At 45.3% G+C, this 24501-nt stretch carries 23 protein-coding genes and 1 tRNA gene; 2 read left to right on the top strand and 22 right to left on the bottom strand.

The features are described from left to right. Positions 1–6 precede the first annotated feature (6 nt). Complete coding sequence (locus ABIL00_04630; GenBank protein MEO0110046.1) at positions 7–690, top strand: queuosine precursor transporter; 684 nt, start codon at positions 7–9, stop codon at positions 688–690. A gap of 235 nt (positions 691–925) precedes the next feature. Then, positions 926–1600, top strand: a complete 675-nt coding sequence (locus ABIL00_04625; protein MEO0110045.1) for a hypothetical protein — start codon at positions 926–928, stop codon at positions 1598–1600. Here ABIL00_04625 and recO read toward each other — a convergent pair. The 22 genes from recO to ABIL00_04515 all read right to left on the bottom strand — a co-directional run bounded on the left by recO (position 1597) and on the right by ABIL00_04515 (position 24322). Then, a complete protein-coding gene (gene recO, locus ABIL00_04620) occupies positions 1597–2313 on the bottom strand; it encodes a DNA repair protein RecO (GenBank protein ID MEO0110044.1) in 717 nt (238 codons plus the stop codon). The two genes, ABIL00_04625 and recO, sit on opposite strands and share 4 nt — an antisense overlap. Further along, positions 2314–3213 (bottom strand): CNNM domain-containing protein, encoded by a 900-nt coding sequence (locus ABIL00_04615; protein MEO0110043.1) that lies wholly within the window; start codon positions 3211–3213, stop codon positions 2314–2316. Further along, entirely contained in the window at positions 3213–4460 is a 1248-nt protein-coding gene (locus ABIL00_04610; protein ID MEO0110042.1) for a hemolysin family protein, read from the bottom strand. Before ABIL00_04610 ends, ABIL00_04615 begins: the two co-directional genes overlap by 1 nt. 6 nt (positions 4461–4466) lie before the next feature. Next, the gene (locus tag ABIL00_04605) at positions 4467–4787 is read right to left on the bottom strand and encodes an rRNA maturation RNAse YbeY (protein ID MEO0110041.1); all 321 of its coding nucleotides are present in this window, start codon (positions 4785–4787) and stop codon (positions 4467–4469) included. Next, a complete protein-coding gene (locus tag ABIL00_04600) occupies positions 4777–5706 on the bottom strand; it encodes a PhoH family protein (GenBank protein ID MEO0110040.1) in 930 nt (309 codons plus the stop codon). Before ABIL00_04600 ends, ABIL00_04605 begins: the two co-directional genes overlap by 11 nt. A 619-nt stretch (positions 5707–6325) precedes the next feature. Continuing rightward, positions 6326–7054, bottom strand: coding sequence for a hypothetical protein (locus ABIL00_04595; protein MEO0110039.1), 729 nt, complete (start codon positions 7052–7054; stop codon positions 6326–6328). Beyond that, on the bottom strand, positions 7042–9267 hold the full coding sequence (locus tag ABIL00_04590) for a TonB-dependent receptor (GenBank protein MEO0110038.1): 2226 nt from the start codon (positions 9265–9267) through the stop codon (positions 7042–7044). Before ABIL00_04590 ends, ABIL00_04595 begins: the two co-directional genes overlap by 13 nt. After that, positions 9264–10682 carry an Asp-tRNA(Asn)/Glu-tRNA(Gln) amidotransferase subunit GatB gene (gene gatB, locus ABIL00_04585; GenBank protein MEO0110037.1) on the bottom strand — a complete coding sequence of 473 codons (1419 nt, stop codon included), beginning with the start codon at positions 10680–10682 and terminating at the stop codon, positions 9264–9266. Before gatB ends, ABIL00_04590 begins: the two co-directional genes overlap by 4 nt. Beyond that, positions 10672–12126 carry an Asp-tRNA(Asn)/Glu-tRNA(Gln) amidotransferase subunit GatA gene (gene gatA / locus ABIL00_04580; protein MEO0110036.1) on the bottom strand — a complete coding sequence of 485 codons (1455 nt, stop codon included), beginning with the start codon at positions 12124–12126 and terminating at the stop codon, positions 10672–10674. Before gatA ends, gatB begins: the two co-directional genes overlap by 11 nt. Beyond that, entirely contained in the window at positions 12123–12407 is a 285-nt protein-coding gene (locus tag ABIL00_04575) for an Asp-tRNA(Asn)/Glu-tRNA(Gln) amidotransferase subunit GatC (GenBank protein MEO0110035.1), read from the bottom strand. Before ABIL00_04575 ends, gatA begins: the two co-directional genes overlap by 4 nt. Position 12408: 1 nt before the next feature. After that, complete coding sequence (locus ABIL00_04570; protein ID MEO0110034.1) at positions 12409–12648, bottom strand: DUF5665 domain-containing protein; 240 nt, start codon at positions 12646–12648, stop codon at positions 12409–12411. Continuing rightward, a complete protein-coding gene (locus tag ABIL00_04565; GenBank protein MEO0110033.1) occupies positions 12645–13304 on the bottom strand; it encodes an HD domain-containing protein in 660 nt (219 codons plus the stop codon). The genes ABIL00_04570 and ABIL00_04565 overlap by 4 nt, the downstream gene beginning before the upstream one ends. Positions 13305–13341: 37 nt before the next feature. Further along, positions 13342–15351 (bottom strand): peptidyl-prolyl cis-trans isomerase, encoded by a 2010-nt coding sequence (locus ABIL00_04560; protein ID MEO0110032.1) that lies wholly within the window; start codon positions 15349–15351, stop codon positions 13342–13344. A gap of 55 nt (positions 15352–15406) precedes the next feature. Beyond that, positions 15407–15931 (bottom strand): phosphatidate cytidylyltransferase, encoded by a 525-nt coding sequence (locus tag ABIL00_04555; protein ID MEO0110031.1) that lies wholly within the window; start codon positions 15929–15931, stop codon positions 15407–15409. A gap of 65 nt (positions 15932–15996) precedes the next feature. Beyond that, positions 15997–16935 (bottom strand): hypothetical protein, encoded by a 939-nt coding sequence (locus ABIL00_04550; protein MEO0110030.1) that lies wholly within the window; start codon positions 16933–16935, stop codon positions 15997–15999. Further along, positions 16925–18226 (bottom strand): FlgD immunoglobulin-like domain containing protein, encoded by a 1302-nt coding sequence (locus ABIL00_04545; protein MEO0110029.1) that lies wholly within the window; start codon positions 18224–18226, stop codon positions 16925–16927. The genes ABIL00_04550 and ABIL00_04545 overlap by 11 nt, the downstream gene beginning before the upstream one ends. A 29-nt stretch (positions 18227–18255) precedes the next feature. After that, positions 18256–19185: an ornithine carbamoyltransferase gene (gene argF, locus ABIL00_04540; GenBank protein MEO0110028.1), complete on the bottom strand. Its 930-nt coding sequence runs from the start codon at positions 19183–19185 to the stop codon at positions 18256–18258. Between the two features lies 1 nt (position 19186). Further along, entirely contained in the window at positions 19187–20872 is a 1686-nt protein-coding gene (hutU, locus tag ABIL00_04535) for a urocanate hydratase (GenBank protein ID MEO0110027.1), read from the bottom strand. A gap of 16 nt (positions 20873–20888) precedes the next feature. Next, positions 20889–20962 (bottom strand) — tRNA-Met (locus ABIL00_04530). Between the two features lie 81 nt (positions 20963–21043). Next, on the bottom strand, positions 21044–22174 hold the full coding sequence (gene asnA, locus ABIL00_04525; GenBank protein ID MEO0110026.1) for an aspartate--ammonia ligase: 1131 nt from the start codon (positions 22172–22174) through the stop codon (positions 21044–21046). Positions 22175–22223: 49 nt separating this feature from the next. Then, complete coding sequence (locus ABIL00_04520) at positions 22224–23393, bottom strand: DegT/DnrJ/EryC1/StrS family aminotransferase (protein ID MEO0110025.1); 1170 nt, start codon at positions 23391–23393, stop codon at positions 22224–22226. Continuing rightward, positions 23390–24322 (bottom strand): Gfo/Idh/MocA family oxidoreductase, encoded by a 933-nt coding sequence (locus ABIL00_04515; GenBank protein MEO0110024.1) that lies wholly within the window; start codon positions 24320–24322, stop codon positions 23390–23392. The genes ABIL00_04520 and ABIL00_04515 overlap by 4 nt, the downstream gene beginning before the upstream one ends. Positions 24323–24501: the final 179 nt, after the last annotated feature.

The raw sequence follows: 24501 nt of genomic DNA, 5'->3' as shown, positions 1-24501 counted from the left end.
AATTAGATGCTTTTGGCAATCCTCCTCTGGCTTCTCACCCTCGCCGTTGTCAGTTATGCTTCCGGTTGGTACATTAAAGTTTACGGCCGTTCCGATTTACCACTGGTCTTTTACATCATCTACTTGGCAATGGCACAAATTTTAGCGACCAAGATCACTACCTTCCACTTCCGCTCCTTCTCCATCTCCGCTCCGGCTGCGGTCTTCATCTTTCCTTTCACCTTTCAGATAATTGATATCGTCAATGAAGCATTCGGTAAAATCGCGGTGCGGAGGATGATTCTCCTCGCCTTCCTTAGCCAAATCTTTATGAATCTATTCTTAATGATCGGGCTCAGTCTCCCTCCCGCTCCTTTCTGGTCGGGGAATGAAGCCTGGCGCCAAATCTTCACCCTCATTCCCCGCATCACCATTGCCAGTTGGATCGCCTTCCTTTTGAGCCAAAACTTTGACGCCTTCATTTATGACCTCCTCCGCCGCTTAACCAAAGAGAAGATGCTGTGGCTGAGAAATGTTGTCAGTGATATATTAAGTTTAACTCTGGATAGCCTCCTCTTCATCACCTTAGCCTTTTACGGTCGCCAGCCGGTCATCCCCTTAATCATCGGCCAGATAATCACCAAGGGAGTAATTGGTGGCATTGACTTCCCCTTCCTTTATCTCGCCCGTTGGGCGATGGGCAAAGGATGATTTGAGCAATTTCTCACTACCCACAGAGATTGTCATCACCCAAAAAGTGAGAAATCGCTTGACTCCCTCCCAAAAGCACTTAATATTTGACTGTGTTCTGAAAGACCCTCCCCGTCCGGCCAATTTTTGAGATACCTCTTTATCTTTCTCGGGCGAGGATTGGCTCTATCTTAATTTTAATACGCTAGCGAAAAATTTCCCCTTGACGGAATGGGAATTTATCCTATAATCCCCTATGCCAAAAATAATTTTAAGTCTCTTCCTTTTCTCTCAATCCTATTTCATTGATGTCCCCAGACCAACGATCTTAGGTCATGGGGAATACTTAATAAACTTCCGGCTGCAAGGTGCGGGCGGAATTCTGGGACACTTCGGCGTCGGGATCCTTGACCGGATAAACTTAGGCATTTCCTACGGCGGTGATAGTATTTTAGGCACCGGCACACCTGACTTTCTGGAAAGACCCGAATTTCAGGCAAAATTGAGGATTTTGAGCGAAGAAGAATTTGGTTTCCTTGACCTCCTCCTCGGTTTTGACTCTCAAGGATTTGGTAAATACCTCTCCGATTCTAATAACTACCAATTTATGGCAAAAAACTTCTACCTGGTTTTTGGTCGCTCAGTGGCGGTGAGCCGAACCTATCTTGCCGGGGGCTTAAATTATTTCCGGGGGATGAACGGTTTTTTTGCTATAAGTCAGGGACTTTCTGGAAATTCTGAACTCCTCTTAGAATACGACCTCGCCCTCAACGACAAAAAAGATAAGAACCGAGGTTTCTTAAACTTAGGATTATGCTGGGGGCTTGACGAAAGTGCCTCTTTCCTCTTCGCCTTAAAAGATCTCTTGAAAAATAAAGAAGAAACCAATCTCAGCCGGATTATCAATCTCAAATTCCAGCAATCCTTTTAGATAAGGAAAGGGTTGTTGGGAAGAGGAAAATGAAAATGGTGGCAAAGGAAATTCCTAATCGCCTCTTTCTCTTTCGCACCCAATTCCAACCCCCCAATCTTTCTTAAAGGTAAAAAGAGGAGTCCTCTCATCCTTTCTGCCTCTGCGGGCAAAAATTCCCTCCCCTCCCCATTTCGGCATCTCCCACATAGGAAACCTCCCTTTTCCGGAGAGAAGAAAAAGGATTTTAATCCCTTGCCGCAGCGCAGACAGGAAAGGAGATGGGGGCGATAACCCAAAAGGGAAGAGGATTTAAGGAAAAAGGCATAAAGGAAATTTTCCTTACCCTCTTCGTCTAAAAGGGAAAGGGTCCTGAGGGATAACCGATAAAGAGAAGGCTGCCTCACCTCCCGGGGTAAGGCCTTGATGAGGAAAGAGGCGAGGAGGGAGGCATAATAAAATCTTTTGCCATCAGTTCGGAAATGGGGAAAGTGAAGAAGGAGGCTCGTTTCGGAGAGAAGATGGTAATCCCTCCCCTCCCGGTGATAGAAGATAACCTCTATTAGATTAAATGGCTCAAGAGGGCCGCTCAAATATCTCTTGGGATGAAAACCACCCTTCGCTAAAAGTGCTAACCGCCCGTAATCTAAGGAAAAAAGGGTAATAAACTTACTCTGGGAACGAAAATCCTCCCTTTGCAAAACTATCCCTTCCGTCTTCTTAACCAACGCCATCTAATCCTCACTTCTAATCTCCCCCACAATCTCCTCCAAGATATCCTCTAAGGTCAAAATCCCAATCGTCCGTTTATTCTTATCCAGAACGACCGCCAGATGGAGCCCCTTATCCTTTCCCCGACGCATCTCCGAAAAGACATCTTTTAACTTTTTATCTTCAGAAACGAAATAGGGAGTTCTCATCTTCAAATCGGGATAAGAGAGGAAATCCTTGGCATGGAGAAGGCCGACGATGTTCTCTTTTTTCTTCCGGTAAATCGGATAGCGGGAATACCCATATTCTCTTAAAATATGATAGATAGCCGCCGGGTCCGCATCCGCACTGATGGCAATCATTAGTTTTAGGGGAATCATCACATCCCGCGCTTTAAGGGAAGAGAATTCCAAAACTGCCCGGGCAATCCTCTCATAACCCTTCTGCCCAAAGAGGGCGATTAAATCCTCCCTCTTCAATTTCAACTCCTCCCGCTTCTCCTGAAAAAGGGGTTGGATGGTCTTCTGTAAGAGGAAAGTTAAAGGAGAAAAGAGCCAATTGGTAAAAGATAGGAAGGGATAGAGATATTCGTACCAGAATTCCGGATATTCCTTAGCGATCGCCTTCGGTAGAAATTCTCCAAAGAGGAGGGAGAGGATCGCCACCCAGAGGACGGAAAGGAAAACAAATCCTTCCCCAAAGGTGATGATAAAAAGGTAGGAGAAGGCAAAGGAGGCAAAAACGACACAGAGATTGGTACCAATAAGGGAGGCAAGGATTGTGCGCTCCCTTTTTTGGATAAGAGACAATTTCTCCTTCCCCTTCAATAAAATTCGGAGCCAGTTCAAACGTAAGACCGCGGTCTCACTCCCGGAGAAAAGCCCCTGCAGGATGATCGCCAAAATGCCTAAGGTGAAGACCATTACAAAATCCGTAGTAAAACCTTCTCCACCCTCTTATCTATCACTTCTAAGACCTCAATCTGAATATTCCGATAGATAAAGGAATCGCCTTTCTCCGGTAACCTTTTTAGAGAGCGGGCGATAAAACCGGAAAGTCTCTCCTCACTCACCTCCGCGAAGGCATCAGCCAGAAGACGGTTTAAGGTCTTCATATCAATCTCCCCTAAGACGAGATAGGTCCGTTCATCAATCTGGCGAAAGGTCTCCTCCTCGGATAAATCGTATTCGTCCCGGATTTCGCCAAAGAGCCCTTCCAAGATATCCTCTAAGGTGATAATGCCGGAAATCTCACCAAACTCATCAACAACCACTGCTAAATGGGTTCCTTTCTTTCGCAATATCTCAAGCCCCTCCAAGGCATTTTGCCCTTCGGGCAAAAAGGAGACCGGGCGCATAATCTCCTTTACCGGTAAATCTTCCCTTCTTTCCGGAGAGAGGTGTTCAACTACTAAGTCTTTCACATAGAGAATACCCACGATATTCTCTATTTTCTCCTGATATAAAGGGATCCGGGAGTAGGGAATCGTCTTGGCGATTTTAATCGCCTCCCCAATCTTAGTCTGACAATCCAAGGCGAAGATTTTCCTCTTGGGCGTCAAAAAGGATTTTAAGGTCATCTTCTCCATATCCTTTAAGGCTAAGAGGATATCCTTCTCCTCGCTATCCAAAATTCCTTCCTTCTCCGCCACCTGGATTAAATCCGCCAACTCCTGAGTAGTAGGAAAATCCCCCCTTCTCTTCCTCTTTACTAAATCGTCAATCTTTTGGGAAAAGAGGAAGAAGATGGGGGAGAAAATTCTCTTCAAGAAGATGAGCAGAGGCGAGAGACGTAAGAACCAATCCCGATTGGCAAAGGAATAAATCTTAGGTGTCGCCTCGCAAAAGAGGAAGATGAAGATGGCGGTGAGTAGGGAAAGGAGGAAGAGAGAGAATTCCCGATGGGGGAAGAGAGAAAAAAAATTGAGGGAGAGGGAGGAGATGAGAGAGGAGGCTAAAATATTGGCTAAAAGATTGGCGATGAGAATCGTTCCCAGAAGTTCCGTCTCGCTCTTTTTTAAACCCTTCACCCAATCTCTCTTCTTCGCCCGGAGCCGCTCAATATCGGCGGGCCGGAGGGTAAAAAAAGCGGTCTCGTAGCCGGAGAAGATGAAGGAGAGAATTAAGAAGATGACGATGAAGATTATCCGGAAGATAATTCCCAATGGCATTTTGGATTATTCCCGAAGGAAATGCTTCAAGGCATGTTCTAATAAATGAGCGATGGGAAAGTGAGGAAGGGAGTGATAATTTATATAGATCTCACCCAAAAACCCTTTCTCCCGAAAAGGGAAGGTAAGGCAGGCTGGTTCGTAATCCTTTTGCAAATACCTTCGCGCCAGATCCTTGATATATGGGGAAGAGCAGAAGATAATATTCAACTCCTTCCCTCTTATCCCGAGATCTCTCACCACCTTTCTCACTATTTTTCTAACTTCCCCTCCCTTTAAGAGAGGAGTTTTCTTCTCCCCTCCTTCCCAAAAGAAGTTAATCTTCATAAGCCCTAATGATGCGGGAGACGATGGGCGGGCGGGTGACATCGGTCTGGTCAAAATAGACAATCTTCACCCCGGAAACCTTACTCAACCGGTTTCGGGCATCAACCAGGCCGGAGAGGGTCTTCCCTTGCAGATCAATCTGCGTGATATCACCCGTAACAATCGCCTTAGAATTATATCCCAAACGGGTTAAAAACATCTTCATCTGGGTTTGGGTGGTATTCTGACCTTCGTCTAAGATGATGAAGGCATCAGAGAGGGTCCTCCCTCTCATATAGGCTAAGGGTGCTACTTCAATGATCTCCTCATCAATCAACCTTTTTACCTTCTCCATTGGTAACATATCAAAGAGGGCATCGTAGAGGGGCCGGAGGTAAGGGGAGACCTTCTCCCGGAAATCACCGGGGAGAAAACCTAAAGACTCTCCCGCCTCCACCGCTGGGCGGGTAAGGATAATCCTTTCCACCTTTCCCGAAAGGAGGTTAGAGATCGCCTTCGCCACCGCCAAGTAAGTCTTGCCGGTTCCGGCCGGACCAATGGCGATGACAATCTCATACTCGTCAATCGCCAAGAGATATTCCCTCTGATGTTCGGTTTTAGGGTAAATGACCTTTTTCGGAGTGGTAATTCCTAACCCTTCTTTTACCTCTAAGGCAGTTTCCGATTGACTCTTCACCATTTCTATCTCCTCTTTAATAATTTGGAGATTCAAAGTCTCCCCCTTACGTAATCTCTTTATAAGATTGAGAAAGAGATTCCTCACCTGCTCCGCCTCTCTCTGAGGTCCTCTTATCCTTACCCGGTCATTACGGACAATTATTTGGGAGGAGAAGAATTTACTAATAAAAGAAAGATTAGAATCGGCAATCCCCAGAATTAAAACTGGGTTTATCCCCTTTAAGGGGACCGACAACTTCACTAAATTCTTTTCTTCCCAGTTAGCCAATTTATCATTTATTATACTTCAAAAAAGTGGTCTGTCAACCGATCGGTTTTCCTTAAAAATAATTTAGAGGAAATTGGTCGGTCTCCCTTTCAAAAGTAAGTTATTATAAGTTAAAGACTTATAAAAAGGGGAAATTTTATGTCAGAAATTGGGGGGTATTTCCGTTTTTATTATAGAGGACTATGAAGAAAGGCATAATCCTTAAAATGAGAAGAGAGATTAAGGAGGTGTTATCGGGTAAGTAGGCTTAACTAAGAACAGAGTTAGATTATAAGACTTTTATTGAATAGGAGGGGTTTATCTTTATAAAAAGGGGTGAAGCATACAGGGGATGGTATCGGGGATTTAATAGAAGGTTTAATATAAGGGCTAAGAAAAGGCATAATTTTGAACTTAATAGAAAGTTTAATATAGGGTTTAATGAGAAGGATAATAGATAGTCTAATGGAAAGGATAATTGGGGGGCTCATCAGAGACCTAACCCGGGCTCTAATAGAGGGCCTAATAAAAACTCTAATCCCAAACCTAATCAGGGGTTTAATCCAAATCCGGATTAAATCCCTTTTTGGGAGGTGAATCGCCTCCCCATCAATTAGTGGCGGATATGAACCACGACGGTATCCTCAGTTTGGGAAGCGAAATGTCCCAAACCTTCCCCTAATGTATCCGGCTCGTAATTTTTCATCACCAGATAACGATAGCGATTTTCATCCCAGGCACAAACCTTTATCACATAATTGGCGGTGGTGTCAAAATAGAAGTTGCGGAAGGAACTCAAATCAACTGTGGTATCTTCCGTGACAATGGGAATTAAAGGTTTCAAGGTATCCGGATGGATCACCGCCAAAAAATAGACCTTTCTTCCGTTACTCCTTCGCCAAATTACGGATCCCACCTCGGAAAAAGGGATGGTGTCAAAATTCTTAGGAAAGACGATCTTAAAGGTATCCGGAATTTTCGTCCGACCCCGGAGGGTATCGGAACGAAAAGCGACGAATAGTTCATAGGTAAATAGAGGCTTAACCCAATTTTTGTCCATCGTATCTTGATAAACACCCTTCTCTCTCTCCTTAAAGGCAATCGTCTCTCCGCTCTCCACCTCAAAGATAAAGACCTTCGCCCCGGAAATGCCCGCAGTATCTTTCACCTCTTCCTGAAAACTGTAAAGACTGTCAACAATCACGACTTGGTTTTGGAAACGGGGATTTAAGAGGCAATAGGCAAATATGATATTTTCTTTTTTTACCTCCTCTTTCCCACACCCGAAAAGGAGAAGGAAGAGGAGAAAAAATCTTTTTCTTGCCCTCTTCAAAATTGCCATTCCACACTCAAAGAGGGAAAGATTGGTAACATATAGAAACCTTTTCTCACCGGTGGGTCCTTTTCGTAATCGTAGTAGTAAAAGAGGAGGTTTTTATAATTGAAAAGATTTATCACCTCAAAGCGGACGGTAAGTTTCGTCTCCTTGATGAAAAACTCCTTCTCCAGCCCAAAATCCGTCCGAAAGTAAGAGGGATATCTCGCCTTATTCTTCTCTCCGGGAATTTCGGACCAGAAAAAATCCCACTTCTCATAACGATAACGCCAATACCAATAGCGATAACGACCGACCGGTTGGGTGTAAGGATTGCCGGAATAAAAGGCGAGCCGCCCGGAAAATTTGACCGAAGGGAAAAGAGAATAAGTAGCAATCAGATTGAAATTATGTCGCCGGTCGTAAAAAGGAAAATATTCCTTGCCGCCGAATTTAACCTTCACCCAACCGTAGGAATAAGCTGCCCAACCCGCTAACCTTCCCCAGTCTTTTCGCAGAAGGAGATCAAAACCTAAACTTCTCCCCTTTCCCTCTTCTAAGATTGTCTCCTCAATCAAGAGGGGGTCTAACCTGGCGTTCATCTCATAAAGCCTTGGGTAATTTTTATAATAACCTTCAATCGCCAAGAAGACCTCGTCCGAAAACCACTTCTCCAACCCCAAAATGAGGTGGGTGGCGATCTGCGGTTGATAGGGACCAAAGGTTGGCACCCAGACATAAAGAAAAGGGACCGGCTGAAATTCCGGAAGGAGGGCGCTCACAAACTGGGCATATCTCCCCCATAAGACCTTTCCCGCCCAATCATCCCGAATAAAGTACTTAATCCCAATCCGGGGATTTAATTCGGAATAGACCCGCCTCCCCTTATAAGAGACAAAGGAATTGTCAAATCGCAAACCCGATTCCAAAAGCAACTTATCCGCCTTCCATTTATTAGCCAGATAAAGACTGAAATAACTGGGCATCCCCTTGATGTCAAAACGGAAACCCTGGATATTGGCATCATATGTGAATTGATTTATCTTTCCCTCCAAGCCGAACTTCAAATCCCGATTCCCTCCTAAATAGTAAACCCCTTCACTTTTCAGAGAGATTTCGTTAATCCAATCTTTTGCCCAGACTAAACCTTCTGCTAAGTCAATATCATAGAAGTAGCGACTGAGGGTGAGATAGGTCTTAGTAAAGAGTTGGGGGGTGAAGAGATGCCGGAAAAGGACACTTCCCGTCTTATTCCCCCAATCAAAATAGATCCGGGTCTTCCGAAAACCAAAATCAAACACATCGGAATTAAAGAACCCGGAGAAGAAAATTTTGCTCTGCGGAGAAATCTCAAAATTGGTCTTCAGATGACCATCATAAAAATGGTAGGGGAAATTGATATTAAAAATTGGCAGGATTTTATCAAAGTAGGTACGGCGGAGAGAAAAAAGGAAAGAACTCTTCCCCTTTTTCCCGATAAGTGGTCCTTCGGTTAAAACTTTCGCTGAAAGGAGCGAAACCCCTAAATTTCCTCCTAAACGTTCCTTATTTCCTTCCCGCACATCAACATCCAAAACTGAGGAGAGCCTCCCTCCGTATTCCACCGGAAAGCCACCGGTAAAAAATTCCGCCCCTTTTAAGGCGGATAAGTCAAATACCGAAAAGAGACCACCGAGATGGAAAGGGTTATAGATATTCACTCCATCTAAGAGGATTAAATTCTGATCGGCTGCCCCACCCCGCACATAGAGCGCTGCCGAGAAGTCATTAGCCATAATCACTCCGGGCAAGGATTGGAGAGAACGGATGAGATCGGTTTCTAAAAAATGGGGAAAGGATTGCCATTGGGGTGGGGAGATCTTAATCACGCTCCCTTTCACCTCTTCTTGAAATTCACTCTTCCTCGCTGAGACCTTCACCGGCGGTAAACTGATAATCTCCTTTTCCATCTCCACATTGAGGGTGAGAATGGTATCCCTCTTTAAGTAAATCTCTTTTTTTATCTCCTGATAACCAACATAACTGAAAACGATTTTGTATCCCCCTTCTTTAATCCCGGAGATGATGTAATAACCTTCTTTATTGGTAGCACTTCCCAAACCCGTTCCTTCCAAATAGACATTACAACCAATCAAAGGCTCTCTTGTCCCCTTTTCCCAAACGAAACCTTTAATTATTGCCCCAAAAGAAAAAAGGGGAAGAAGAAAGAGAAGAAGCGAGAAATCGGTCCTCTCTCTCATCTTATATTTTCTAAAATCTTTTCCCTAATTTTTTCCGGCGGAAAGCGCCCTCTGGTCTTTTTCATCACTTGACCCAAAAGGAACATCAGAACTGTCTCCTTCCCTCTTTTATAACTGGCCACCACATCCGGGTTTTCTCTTAGAACCTCCTTTACCACCAATTCCAATTGGGAAAGGTCTTCTGCCTTTTCCAAACCTTCCTCTTTAATAATCTCCTGAGCCTTCTTCCTCTCCCTCACCATCCGGAAAAAGACATCCTTTGCCACCCTTTGCGTTATCCTCCCCTCCCGGAGAAGGATAAGAAGTTGGGCGAGGTCTTGGGGGGAAATCTCAAATTGATTGACGGTGATATTTCTCTCGTTAATAACCCGCGCCACTTCGTTAATCAACCAGGAAGCGGCTAAACGGAAGAACGGTGGCGAAGAATCCTTTCCGGCAACAATCACCTCTTCAAAATAATCTGCCATCTCCCTCTCCCGAACCAAAATCTCCGCCTCCTTCTCCGAGAGATGATAATTGGCGACAAACCTCTTTCTTTTTTCGGCTGGCAATTCGGGAAGCCCCTTTTTCATCTCCCACACCTCCTCCTCTTTAATCACCAAGGGAGGTAAGTCGGGTTCGGGAAAGTAACGGTAATCTTCGGCTTCTTCCTTGCTCCGCATCGGTTTCGTCACCTTTTCCATTTCGTCCCAGAGCAAGGTCTCTTGCTCAATCTTCCTGCCGGCCTCTAAAATTTTCTTCTGAGTGATAAACTCATAATTTAAGGCATCCCGCACACTCTTTAAGGAATTCAAATTCTTTATCTCCCTCCTCTTCCCCCAGACACCATTAACCTTTAAGGAGATATTCGGCTCGCATCTTAAATGCCCCTTTTCCATATCCCCCGAAGAAACATTGAGGTATCTCAAAATGCTCCGCAATTCGGAAAGGAATTCAACAGTCTCCTCGGCATTAGAAAGGTCGGGCTCGGTAACAACTTCAATCAAAGGTATACCACACCGATTGAAGTCAATGAGGGTGAAATTTGGGGTATGAATTAATTTTCCGGCATCTTCCTCCAGATGGAGCCTTCGGATTCTTATCTTCTTATTCTTTATCTCCAAAAAACCATTGACCGCCAGAGGCCTTTCGTATTGGGTTATCTGATAACCTTTGGGCAAATCGGGATAGAAATAATGCTTGCGGGCAAAGGTTGAAACATTTTGGATTTGGCAATTGAGAGCCAAGGCAGCCTTGAGCGCCAATTTCACCGCATTATCATTTAGGACCGGTAAGACCCCGGGAAAACCGAGACAGACGGGACAGATATTGGTGTTAGGTTTTTCCCCAAATTCTGCGGGGCAGGAACAGAAAAGTTTAGTTTTGGTTTGCAATTGGATATGAACCTCAAGACCGATTACCACCTCATATTCCATATCTCCCCCCTCTCCCTTTTTCGTCGTCAAGCAATCTCTCCGAGGCGTAGGCAACCTCTAAAACTATCCTTTCCGCAAAGGGTCTGCCGATAATTTGTAAACCAACCGGAAGATTATCAATCTTTCTGGGGGCAGGGACAGAGATTGCCGGAAGCCCCGCCAGATTTACCGGTGTGGTGAAGATATCGGAAAGATACATCTCTAAGGGTTCTTGAATCTCTCCCAACTGGAAAGCGGGTTTGGGATAAGTGGGACCTAAAATCACATCAACCTCATCAAAAGCCGAAGAGAAGTCTTCTCTTATCAATCCCCTCACTTTTACCCCTACCCCATAATACTCCTCATAATAACCCTTAGAGAGAGCAAATGTCCCGAGCATTATCCTCCTCTTCACCTCTTCCCCAAAACCTTCCCCCCGGGTTCTTTCGTATAAGAGGGAAATTTCCTCGGCGGGAATTCGAAATCCGTAGCGAATGCCATCGTAGCGCGCCAAATTTGATGATGCCTCCGCTGTGGCGATTAGATAGTAAGCGGCTACTCCATAAGGGAGATGGGGTAGTTTAACTCTCTTCACATCCTTGGCTTCTTTTCCCAATTCCCTTATCGCCTCTTCTATTACCGCCTTCATCCTCGGGTCTAAGTCATCGGGAAGAAACTCTTCCGCGATACCAATCCTTATCTCTTTAAGATTACCGGTCAAGGGAAGATATTGCTCCACTGGCAGATTGACGGATGTGGCATCCTTTGGGTCGTAGCCAGCGATGGTTTGGAGTAATAAAGCGCAATCCTCCGTACTTTTTCCAATTGGTCCGATTGTATCCAGAGAAGAGGCATAGGCGACAAGACCAAACCTTGAGACCCGCCCGTAGGTCGGTTTTAATCCATAAAGACCACAGAAGGCAGCGGGTTGACGAACCGAACCGCCGGTGTCGGAACCGAGACTGGCTACCGCTCCTCCATATTTCACCACCGCCGCGCTCCCACCCGAAGAACCACCTGCCACCCGCTCTTTAGCCAATGGGTTGCGTACCGGACCAAAATAGGAAGTCTCATTGGAAGAACCCATAGCGAACTCGTCTAAATTAGTCTTCCCTAAGATGATACAACCTGTCGCTTTTAATCTCTCAACCACTGTCGCATCATAAGGGGAAAGGAAAGGGGAGAGGATTTTTGAGCCGCAGGTTAAAGGTTTACCTTTCACCGCGATATTATCTTTAATGGCAATTGGCAGACCAAATAAGGGATGGATAATCTCTTTTCTCTTTTCGTCCGCCAACTTCGCCTCTGCTCTCGCCTCTTCTAAAAATAGAGAGATGTAGCCATTTACCTCTCTCTCCGCCTCAATCCTCGCAATGGTAAATTCCAAAATCTCTTGGTAGGCCAAATTCCCCTTTCTCACCTCTTCTTGTAATTCTCTTATCGTAAGTTCGGAAAGCGTTCTCATTCTCGCATCTTGGGCACCCGAAAATAACCATTCTCATAGTTCGGTAGACCTTGGAGGTAATCGGGAGTGAGTTTTAATCCTTCGTGGACCCGCTCTTCCTCTTGCCGCCGGGGGCAAGGAAATTCGGAAAATGAAGTGGGGGGGGATTTTTCCCGAAACCCTCTTATCGTCTGGAAGTATTCCACAATTTTGAGAAGGGAAGGCTTAAGTTTCTCTTTTGCCTCCGGGGAAAGATAGAGTCGGGCTAATTTTAGTAACTTATCAATATCAAATTCTCGCATCTCATCTGGGAAGCGCCCTCTGGGTCTCAATGATTTCTAATAATTGGGCGATATATCTACCGAGGAAGGGGACAGAGACAAATTTTCGCAAGATTAAGAGAAGGAAGGCGAAGATGATGGTCATCCCGATGGCAAAACCTAATCCCCGGGCAATCCCCGCCAGAAAATTGAGAAAGAAAATTTTTCGCTTCCTCCCCAAATAATTGGAAAGTTCCTTCAGACCAAAAAGATCACCGTTCACACCACCTTCACCCCATTGATGAATAATTCAAATTGACAACCTAAAAAGTCAGCCGCCCGCCGAGAGATGAGCATCCGGGAGAGAAAGATTTCAAAGTATTCCATAATCGGGGCAATTTTCGTGTCAATCGCCAAATTGAGAATTATCTTTCTCTTTTTGGAGTCAACGGTCAGTTCACTTTTTTTCACCGCGTAATTCACCCGATCGTGGATATCAAATTTAATGTAGTCGGGATTTCGCACCCGGGAAGAATGGACATCCGATTTATCAGCCAAAATTAAGGCGGCAGTGATGGGAGAAGTGATATTGCTCGTCTCTTCATGATGATTCCCTAATGCCGAGACCACTTTACTCACCTCCGCCAGAGGCATTCCCAACCTCTTTAAGATACTTAAAGCGATCAGCGCCCCACTCTCTTCGTGTCTTTCCCGATTCACCAGATTCCCGATATCGTGCAAAAAACCAGCAATGGCTGCCAATTCCGCTTCCCTTTTGGGAAATTTGAGGCGCAAAAGAATGGCGCGGGCGCGAGCCGCCACCAATTTCGAATGTCTAATACCGTGTTCGGTATAGCCGATCGCCAGTAACTGTCGGTCCGCCTCTTTTAAGAAAGTTAATACCTCCTCATCCTTCTCTAAGTCTTTAAGATTAATCACCTTTTTCCTTTTCGCCCTCAAAAGAGTGCGCCTTATCCTACTCCTCCTCCTTCTTCTCTTCTGGACTTAAAAGAATTTCAATCTTTGCTTCCCTCTTTAACTCGGCGATTAACTCCTGGTAGAGCCGATCCTCCTTCTCCTGCTTCAACTTTCTTTCAATCTTTGCCCTCACCTCCGAAAAGGGACGGGTATAAGCCTTTTTCTGCTCCTCCACTTTAATTATGACAAATGTCGTGTCGTTAATCTTCATCACATCACTTATCTTTCCCGGTTTCGCCTTAAAAGCGAAGTCCCGAACCGGTTTTGGTTTTAGGGTGTCATCCTTTGAAAAATAACCCAAATCCCCACCGATCCATTTGGAGGGGGCAACCGAATACTCTCTCACTACCGAATCAAAACTCACCTTCTTCTCTTCCAACATCTTTTTTGCCGCCAGCGCTTGCTCCTTTGAGCGACAGACAATCTCTCGCGCTTTTACCTGATCGGGAACGTAAAAGTCTTTTAAGGAAGATTGGTATTCCTTCTTTGCCTCCTCTTCACTCACCACCGCTTTATCCGAAACTTCCCCTTTCCGCAGTTGATTGATTAAAATCCTCTTCTCCTCCTCCAAAAGTTGTCCGTAGACGGAGTTTTTTAACCAGTATTTTTTATTCTCGCAATCGTAAAGCACCATATACTCCTCCGCGAAACTTCCCAAAAAGCGAAGTTTCCCCTCCGGCGTTTCCAAATCACCCCGAAAGAAAGCAGGGATCTGTGCCACCCTTTCTTCAAAAGCGGTTTTGGTTAAGGGAATGTTAAAAACATAACCCAATGTCTCCTTCCCCTCTTTCACTCCATTCGTATCAATTACCAACTTTCCCTTTTCCTTCAACGCTCTTAATCTCTCCTCTAACCCTTTTTGGATCTTCTCCTGGCGTAATCGCGCCTCAATCTCCCCTGCCACTTCCTTATATCTCTTCTTCTGATATTCCTTCCTCTCCTCCACTTTAAGTAAGAGGTATCCATCTTGAGTCTTTACCGGTTGGGAAATCTCTTTGGGCTTCAACTTAAATAAGACCTTCTCAACATTTTTCGGGTAGCTCTTTCTCTTTACCCAGCCCAAATCGCCCCCTTTATCCTTACTCGGGGCTAAAGAGAAAGCCTTCGCCGCGGAATCAAAGGACAAACTCTCACTTATTATCTTTGCCCGCAGAGCCATCGCCTCCGAGAGGTCTCTAACTAAGATCTCCCTCCCTTTCACCTGTTCCTCGGTGATGTAATCACTCTGATGGGCTTGGTAGTAAGCCCGCTTCTCCTTTTCGGAAACCGAAGCCTGATTCACTACTTCCTGGTTATACCATTCCGAAAAGAGAAAACGCCGCCGGACATCATCAATCGTTTTCCGGAAATCTTCTTTCTGCGCATAACCGGAGCGTAAGGCATGTTGGTAAAGGAGGCGGTCTTCAATCAGTCGCTCCAATTCCTTCTTCTTCTCTTCAAAACTTGCCCCCCCGGTTGGTGAATGGAGCACCCTCTCGTCTAACTCCACCTGGGTAATCGGATAACCATCAACATAAGCCACCCTCTCTTGGTAGTTTTTCTTAAAGGTCCGCTCGATCGCCTCCAAGGCGTCATCCATATATTTCGGCTTTCGTTCCTTCCTCTCAATCTTGAAGGGAAAGCGGTAACGTTTCTCATAACGGAGGTATTGGGTAGCAATCTTTTCGTAAAGGGAAGCCGCCGTCACAAAGTCTTCTTTCCTCTCCGCAAGAAGTGCTAAGCGATAAAGGATATCCGGTGTCTCCGGGAGATTGGGATAGCTACGGAGGATGCCATTGTAAATCTCTTCCGCCTTATCAAAATCCCGCTTCTTATCAAGGTAGATATCGCCCATTTCCAGTTGGATGTAGGGTCTTTCCGCTTCGGTTGCCGTCTCGTACTCTCGTGCCAAGATATCAAGGGCATTATCGTATTCCTTCGTTAAGTATAACCGCCTCACTTCTTCTATCTTTTCCTCACCGTGCAGAAGGAGAAAAATAAAGAAAAAGAATAGGAATAGTTTTCTCATAGGTCCTCCCTATAATAATAAATCTTCGCCAATCCTCTATTTGCCATCTTAACTCCTACCGAATAAAAATTTTAGCGAGTTGCATCACCATCCCGGAAACGATGGGGATGACCACATTATCATTCACCTCAATCGGCAGAGTTTCTACCAGGGTAGCGGTCACTGCCCCCCAAAAGCCAACTAAAAAGAGGAAAGAAAGGTCGGGAAGTTTCGTAAGAACATAGACCACCAAAAGGCAAGAGAGAAAGCAGGCGATTGCTCCTTCCAAGGTCTTCCGACCAAAAATGCGCACCCGGCCGTGGGTGAGACCGAAGAGTGCCGCCACCGTATCGCCAATCGCCAAAAAACTGATCGCCGCCATAAATATCCCCCGGTCCTCAAAGATGAGAATCGCCAGAGAGGCGGCAATCATAAGATAACTCCCTCCGGTAAGGGAATGAAATTCACGGCGGCGCAAAAGGGAACCGAAGATGATGATAAAGATTGCCTTAAAAGAGTTAAGATGGAGACGGAGGAAATCAACTGTTAAGAAGATAGCGGTTGCTAAAAGAAGTAAGATAATTGATAACCTTCGCGGCAAGAAATAATAGAGAATCGGGATGAGAAGGGCTAAAAGGTGGACAATCTTCCGACTAAACTCGGGATTCAGAATCGCACACCTCCGGAGATTTTGATTGGCGAAGGGGGCAATTCCCTACTCTCCGGTTCCGGATAGCGACTCCTCTCGTAGGCATAATCGCAATAGAGATTCTTATAGACAATCCCAAAGCCAAAAGTTGGGGAGCGTCTTAAAAGACCAACCCGGAGACTAAAAAATCGCCAGGTGTACTCTAAACCGAAATTGGCATAGAAAGGTAGGTTTTCTAAATTCCCTTCAATCTCATAACTTAAAGAGAAGTCGTTACCAAAAAGTCTGCTCACCTTCGTAATCCCAATCGTTCCCCGCATCTTCACATATTCGGTGGTATCCGACCAGAGAAGAGGGGAAGCAAAAAGATTCCGAAGACGGAGACCGAGCGCCAGATCTTTTCGCTTAAACCCGATCCCAAAATCGGCACCAAAACCAAAGGCATTTTCTAAACCTAAAGAGCGGTAGAAAATTTTACCGTTCACCCCCAGACTCAATTCGTTCTCCCCGGGCAATAATCTGTGCGCATAATTGAGATAAAAGATACCGTCATAGGTGGTGACAATCCTTTCCACAATTACCGGATTTTCCGGGGAAGGGGGCAGGGTTTCATTGAGAAGTTTGGTAATTTTCACCCCGGGGACAAAATTGGCATAAATCCCTAAGCCAACCGCATAGTTAGCAAAGGGATAGATAAAACCGAGATAATCATTGCGAAAGATACCGCCAAAATTTTCCGAATGGAGAAAAGTTAACTCCCGCTTGGAGAAAAAGGAAGTGAAAGCGGGATTATAATAAATGGTCCCGGCATCCAATAGACAACTGACGGCTGCGCTCCCCTTTCCCATCGCCTTAGCAGAAGAGCCCAAATCCTCAAAGTCACCGGTGTAGCTAAATAGAGAAAGTATCCAGAAGGCATAGGTAAGAAGAAAAACCTTATCCGCTCTATTGCACATAAACATAGCCCTCCACTTCCTTCTTAAACCTCTTTCCTCCCCCGTAGGGTAAACGGCAGGTAATCTTTAATTGGTAACGACCGGGCGGCACAATCTCCCCCTTCTCGTCCCGGCCGTCCCAGGCGATGAGAACCTCGCCCGCCTGGGAAGTGATAAAAGAAGAAATCTCCCTTACCCGATTTCCTTTTTCATCAAAGATGGAGAGGGAGATTTCGCTAATATCAGTAAGATAGAGAGCGACGGTCGTTCCGGGTTTTTCTCGACTAAAGGAGTCGGGAAAGAGACCGAGAAAATAGGAATCTAATCCCGTCCAGTAATACTGCCCACCGGTCTTTTCGCTCACGAAGACCTGTCCGTATTTCCGGCCAATCGCAATCCCCCGCGGTTTATAAAATTCTCCCTTGCCGCTCCCTTCTTTGCCGAAAGAGGTGAGGTAGTTTAAGAAACGGTCAAATTTATGGATACAATTTAAGACGGTATCCGTAGCAAAGACATTGCCGTGGTAGTCAATCGCCAGGTAAGAGAATTCCGCCTCGCTCATCCCGATTCCCCGAACATCGGTATATTCTAAAAGCCTTCCGGAAAGGGTGAATTTTTGTAACCTCTTATTCCGGAAATCAGCCACCACCAGAAACTCCTCGCCGTAGAAATTATACGGGTCATCTTTGTCAATAACCGCCAGCGCGGTGGGATGGAAAACCTCCTCTTTGATTATCCGAATGATATTCCCCAAACTATCACAGATATAAATTTTAGAACTTTCCGGCTCTGTAAAGTAGACATTCTTCTTACTATCAACCGCCACTCCATAAGGTTTGGTTACCGGGGCAAAGAAGATCCTATCCCAATACAATCTCTTATCTTTATACCGCAACTGGACAATCCGATCATTCCCCCAATCCGCCACCCAAACTAAATTATCCCGATGGGCAGCAATCCCCTTAGGGAAGAGGAATTCTCCCTCCCCGCTCCCCTTTTTACCGAAAATCTCCATCTTTAATAGTCCCTGATTATAAACAATCTGCCCCTGACCAGAATTGACCGCCAAGAGGGTTAAGATGTGGTCATCGCGGGTGGTTGTGGGGTCATCATCCTCGGCAAATTTTATAGCCGCAATCCCTTGGGGGTCATCAATCTTAAAATCGCCAAAATAGAGATTTAAGTGGAAGGAAGAGACCCGATAGATGCCGAGGGTATGGGAAAAAGGCGGGACTAAGAGGGTTGTCTCCTCCCCTTTTAAGGCGAGAAAGAAAGAGAGCAATCCGAAAATTATCTTCCTTCGCCAAAACATCATTTATTATACAAAGATTGATTGAGAAGTCAACTTAGGAGATAGGCGATGATTGCCCTCTGGATATGGAGCCGATTTTCCGCTTGCAGCAAAACGATGGAATTTGGCCCATCCAAAACCTCATCGGTAATCTCCTCCCCCCGATGGGCGGGTAGGCAATGCATCACCTTCACCTCCAGTGGGGCAAAGGAGAGCAAATCTTTATTTACCTGAAACTCCCAAAATATCTTCCGCCTTACTGGTGCCTCATTCTCTTGACCCATGGATGCCCAAACATCGGTGTAAATAAACTCTCGGTCTCTTACCGCCTCTTTGGGATTATTGGTCAATTTAATCTCCGCCCCACTTTTTAGGGCGAAACCTTTCGCCTCCGCTAAAACCTTCTCGTTTGGTTCATAACCCCGAGGTGTTCCCACAATCAAATCACAACCCAAAATTGCCGCACCCAGAATTAGGGAATGGCAGACGTTATTCCCATCGCCAAGCCAGCCAATCTTTACCTTATTCAATCTCTTCTTTTTTATCTCATAGATGGTTAAAAAATCACCCAGAACTTGGCAGGGATGTTCCAAATCGGAAAGGGCATTAATTACCGGAATTTTGGCAAATCTTGCCAACTCCTCACAGGTGGTATGAGAGAAGGTGCGGGCGATAATTAAAGAGACCCAAAGGGAGAGATTCCGTGCCACATCCGCCACACTCTCCCTTTTCCCCAAACCGATATCTTGGGGCGCCAAGTAGATGGCATCCCCTCCCATCTCCTTTAAGGCGGTCTCAAAAGTCACCCGGGTGCGTAAGGAGGGCTTCTCAAAAACCAATGCCCCAATCTTTCCTTTAAGGAGATTGATCCGCCCCCTCTTCTTAATCGTTAACTTTAACTCCTTTGCCTTCTTAAAAAGGTTATAAATCTCCTTTTCGGTAAAATCCTTAATTGATAAAAAGTCCCTCTTTTTTCTCATCTCATCCCTCAACTTCTTCTTTTAACATCGGGATCTTTATCCCTTTTTTCTTTGCTACCTCTTTTGCCTTCTCGTAACCGGCATCCGCGTGTCGGACAATCCCTAATCCCGGGTCATTGGTCAAAACCCTTTCCAATCTCTTATCCATCTCTTCACTACCATCGGCGACAATCACCTGTCCGGCATGGATAGAATTACCGATCCCCACACCGCCCCCGTGGTGAACCGAGACCCAGGAAGCACCAGAAACCGCATTCAAAAGGGCATTTAAGATTGGCCAATCGGCAATCGCATCGGAACCATCCTTCATCCCTTCAGTCTCCCGATTGGGAGAGGCGACCGAACCGGAATCTAAATGGTCCCGACCAATCACAATCGGTGCCGAAATCTTACCTTTGCGCACCAGACGGTTGATCGCCTTACCAAACTTATCCCTCTCCCCATAACCGAGCCAACAGATACGGGCGGGTAAACCCTGAAAGGGAACTTTCTCCCGGGCTAAAGTGATCCACCTTCTTAAAGACTCATTCTCCGGGAATAGTTTTAAGACCAACTCGTCGGTCTCGTAAATGTCCGACTTTTCTCCGGAGAGGGCGACCCACCGGAATGGTCCCCTCCCTTCGCAGAAGAGCGGTCTAATATATTCTAAGACAAATCCTGGGATGTTGAAGGCCTCTTTCACCCCTGCCTTAAAACTCTGCCCCCGGATATTATTACCGTAATCAAAAGCCACCGCTCCCTTCTTTTGCATTTCCAACATCGCCTCCATCTGCCGAGCCATGGATTCGTAAGACCTTTTGATATACTCCCTTGGCTCTTTCTTTCTCAACTCTAAGGCTTCCGCTAAACTCATCCCTCCGGGGACATAGCCGTTAAGTTCGTCATGAGCGGATGTCTGGTCCGTTAAAAGATCAGGGATTATTCCCCTGCGCACCAATTCCGGATGAGTTTCTGAGGCATTACCGACCAAGCCAATAGAGCGGGGGATCTTCTTCTTCACCGCCTCCTCAACCAACCGCAAGGCGGAATCCAAATTGGTGGCTAGGGTATCGCAGAAACCTTGCTTAATCCTCCGCTCAATTTTTGCCGGGTCAACCTCCACATCCAAGATCACCCCTTCGTTCATTGTCACCGCCAATGGTTGGGCACCAGACATCCCTCCCATTCCCGCGGTTAAAACCCACTTTCCTTTCAGAGTCCCACCAAAATGTTTATTAGCGGCCGCGGCAAATGTCTCATAAGTCCCCTGAATGATCCCTTGGGTACCGATATAAATCCAACTCCCTGCCGTCATCTGACCATACATAATTAGTCCCAAACCTTCCAACTTTCTAAAATAATCCCAGTTTGCCCAGGCCGGAACCAATAATGAGTTGGCGATTAAAACTCTGGGGGCATAAGGAAAGGTCTTAAATATCCCCACCGGTTTTCCCGATTGAATTAATAAAGTCTCATCATTTTTAAGATTGATTAGCGATTGGACGATTGCCTTTAAACACTCCCAATTCCTTGCTGCCTTACCGGTTCCGCCGTAAACGATTAACTCTTCTGGTTTTTCCGCCACCTCCTTATCTAAGTTATTCAAAAGCATCCGAAGCGCTGCTTCTTGATGCCAACCCTTACAGATAATTTTCGTCCCTCGGGGTGCTTGGATTGCCTTCTTATCAAGAACGAACTCTTTGCGCATCCGCTCGCGGTGGAAATAGCGGGGGCTGGATTTGAACCAGCGACCTTGAGGTTATGAGCCTCACGAGCTACCAGGCTGCTCCACCCCGCAGTCAATAATAAATAATACAGAAATCTTGAAAAATGTCAACCCTTTCCGATAAGGTGTTTTGACGCTTCCTTTTCTATCTCCTTACTCTAAGACGAAGATATTCCTCTTCCGGCACATATCTTTTAGAATCTTTGGCCAGACCGTAACACTCACCTCTCCCAGATGTGCCTTTCTTAAAAGTAACATATAGGTTCGGGATTGACCAATTCCCCCACCGATAGAGAGGGGCACCTCATTCTTTAAGATTGCCTGATGGTAAGGGGAAGAGAGGATATGTTCTTGTTTACAGAGTTTCACCTGTCTCATTAGGCTCTCGGCATTCACCCGAATGCCCATTGAGGTCAATTCGTGACGGCGGCGGGTGACAGGATTCCAAACTAAGATATCGCCGTTCAAGCCGTGCATCGGTCGGCCATCTTCGGAAACAGTTTCCGTAATCCAATCATCGTAATCAACCGCTCGCATCTCATGGGGATAGCCATCTTTTAAGGGATAACCGACACCAATGATAAAAATTGCCGGATATTCTTGGAGGATTGCCGTCTCCCTTGCCTTCCTTGGTAAATTCGGGAAGCGGTCAAGGATATCTTCGGCGTGGAGGAAGACCAATTCCTCCGGGAGATTGGGGTATTTATCGGTCTTCAATTGAGGGAAGAGCTCTTGGATATAAGTCTCCGCCCCTTTCAGAACCTTCCAGATCTTCTTCACCACCTCTTTTAAGAAATTGAGATTCCTCTGCTCTTCGGTAATCACCAATTCCCAATCCCACTGATCAACATAGGCGCTGTGGTCATGGTCTAAGAAGTAATCCTTTCTTACTGCTCGCATATCCGTACATATCCCTTCACCCACCTGACAACCGAACTGCTTCAGAGCCAGCCTCTTCCATTTTGTTGCCGCCTGGACAATTTCGGCATCAACCGGATTCTTGTCGTAATCATTGGAGATATGGAATCGGATCGGCGTGCGCGAGCCATCTCGGTCTAAGGTATCATTAACGCCACTTTCCGCATCAACGATTAAAGGAACCGTCACCATCATCAGATTCAATTCCTTACAGAGGTTCTCTTCAATATATCTCTTTACCGCAAAGATCGCTTTCTGGGTTTCCTTAGGATTTAAGATCGGATAGTAGTCGTTGGGCAAAATTTTTTCTAACTCTTCATAACTCCCAATACCTGGTCCAGCTAAGTCAGCTCTTTTATCCAACATAGTTTTCTCCTTTTGGTTAAAGTTTAACTCTTATTTTAATAGACTATTTTTAATTGTCAACATCGGCAAAGAAGGCGGCGATACAATCAACTATATATTTCCTTTCTTTCTCCTTTAAGGTCGGGTCAATCGGCAAGGCTAAAACCTCTTCACTCGCCTTCTCCGCCTTCGGGAAATCGCCCTTTTTATAACCCAAATCCCGATAACATTTCTGGAGATGTAAGGGGAGGGGATAGTAGACTTCCGTCGCAATCCCTCTCCTTTCCAAAAAAGACCTTAGGAAATCGCGTTTTAGGGTCCGAATCACGTATTGATTAAAAACCGGGCGATTAAAAGGTAAAATTTTAGGTACAATCACATTATCCTTCAAATGTTCGTTATAATAAAGGAAAATCTCTTTCCGCCTTTGATTTCCTTCTTTTAAGGAGCGGAAATTTACCAAAAGGAGAGCGGCTTGAATTTCATCCAACCGACTATTCCAACCAAAACAGGAATGATAATTCTTCTTCACCATCCCGTGGTTCCGGAAGAGGCAAAGTTGGTGATAAACCTCCTTTTCCGAAGTAACAATCATTCCCCCATCCCCAAAAGCCCAAAGGTTTTTTGTTGGGTAGAAGGAGAAGCAACCAATCTCACCCATACTTCCCGCCTTCAACCATTTCCCTTTTATCTTCTGCTCGGCACCAAAACTCTGGGCAGCATCCTCAATCACCGAAAGGTTATATCTTCGGGCAAGATCTAAAATCCTTTCCATTTTCGCACATTGCCCAAACAGGTGAACCGGAATTATTGCCCTAATTTTCAATCCGGTTCTTTTATGAATCAAATTGCCATTCTTCTCCCGACATTCCTTTTCAATAAAATCCGCCAACTTTTCCCCATCCAAATTATAACTATCCAATTCAATGTCAACGAAGAAGGGTCTTGCTCCCGTTAAACTTATCGCCTCCGCGGTGGCAAAGAAGGTATAGGGAGTTGTAATTACCCCATCACCTTTACCAATTCCCTTTGCCCGGAGCGCAAGATGTAAGGCATCGGTCCCCGAACCAACCCCAACCGCATATCTTTTCCCAACATATTTAGCCACCTTCTTCTCTAAGAGGGAAAGTTTCGGTCCTAAAATGAAAATCCCTTTTCTTAAAACCGAACCGATTGCCTTCTCTATTTCCCCTTTTCTCTCTTCAATCTGCCGGACTAAATTTAAGAAAGGAATTTTCATTCCACCCTTACCCAATCTCCCCCATTTCTCATTGACTTAAAAAGCCTTTCCAAAACTTTCACCACCAAAAGACCGTCCTTGCCATCCGTAATTGGCTCTCTATCTTCTCTTAGACATCTTAAGAAGTGTTCGCATTCCAATTTTAATGGCTCAATCTTTTTCAGTTTTGGGAGAGAGGTCTTCTTCTTATCCCTAATCACTAACTTCTCCTCTCGGGTATCATCAAAAAATGCCTCCTTCTTTTCCCCAAAGACAAAAAGGGAGCGAACCTTCCCTTCTCCTTCTTTAAAACCAACTTCTCCGTAAAAGTTAACCCCTTGGGGATAGATTAAAACAAACGATGACTCTTTTTCGTTCCCCATCGCCCTGACAAATTCCGGCGGAGAAGATAAAAGGTAATTGGCGATGGCGATATCATGACAGGCAAGACCGAATAGACAGTCTTCTTCGGAAAGACCATTAAAATTAAAACGGAGGGAGAGGAGAGAATCTATCCGGCCGAAGATATTTCTCTTTATCAGGTTTTTAAGATAGCGCACCGCCGGGTGATAAAGAAGGATATGACCAACCATCAACTTCTTTCCCTCCCTTTTGGCAATCTCAAATAGGATTTGGGCATCCTTAGAGTTTAAGGCTAATGGTTTTTCCACCAAGACATCCTTTCCTCTTGAAAGGAGTTCGGAAACAATTGGAAAATGAGTTTGCGCCGGGGTGGCAACTATTCCTGCCTCCCAGTCTTCTCTTTTTAAGAGGTCTCGGTAATCATTTAAGGCAATCGCCTCCGGGGCAAATTCCTTTGCCTTCCTCAAATTATTATCACTCTTATCAACCAAGAATTTTATTCGGGCATTCGGTAAACGAGAAAAAATGCGGACATAATTTAAGCCCCAATTCCCAGTCCCGATAATCGCCAGATTAATCTCTTTCATAAAGATTTCATTATAAACAATTAAGTCCAATCGTCAACCAACTCCCCACAGCAGTAAATGTGTTAAGACATGGTTACCAGGTTAATAAGGGTATTAAGGTAGTAGATGTGTTGAAATTATTTAATAAGTTTCTTAAAATAATAGGCGTCCAAAAAAGAATTAAAAGAGTAAGAGAATTA

This window comes from candidate division WOR-3 bacterium (assembly GCA_039801905.1).
GTDB lineage: Bacteria > Hydrothermota > Tepidihabitantia > Tepidihabitantales > JBDRVQ01 > JBDRVQ01.
Note: the sequence above shows the minus strand (reverse complement) of the source record. Positions and strands in the feature narration are given on the sequence as shown.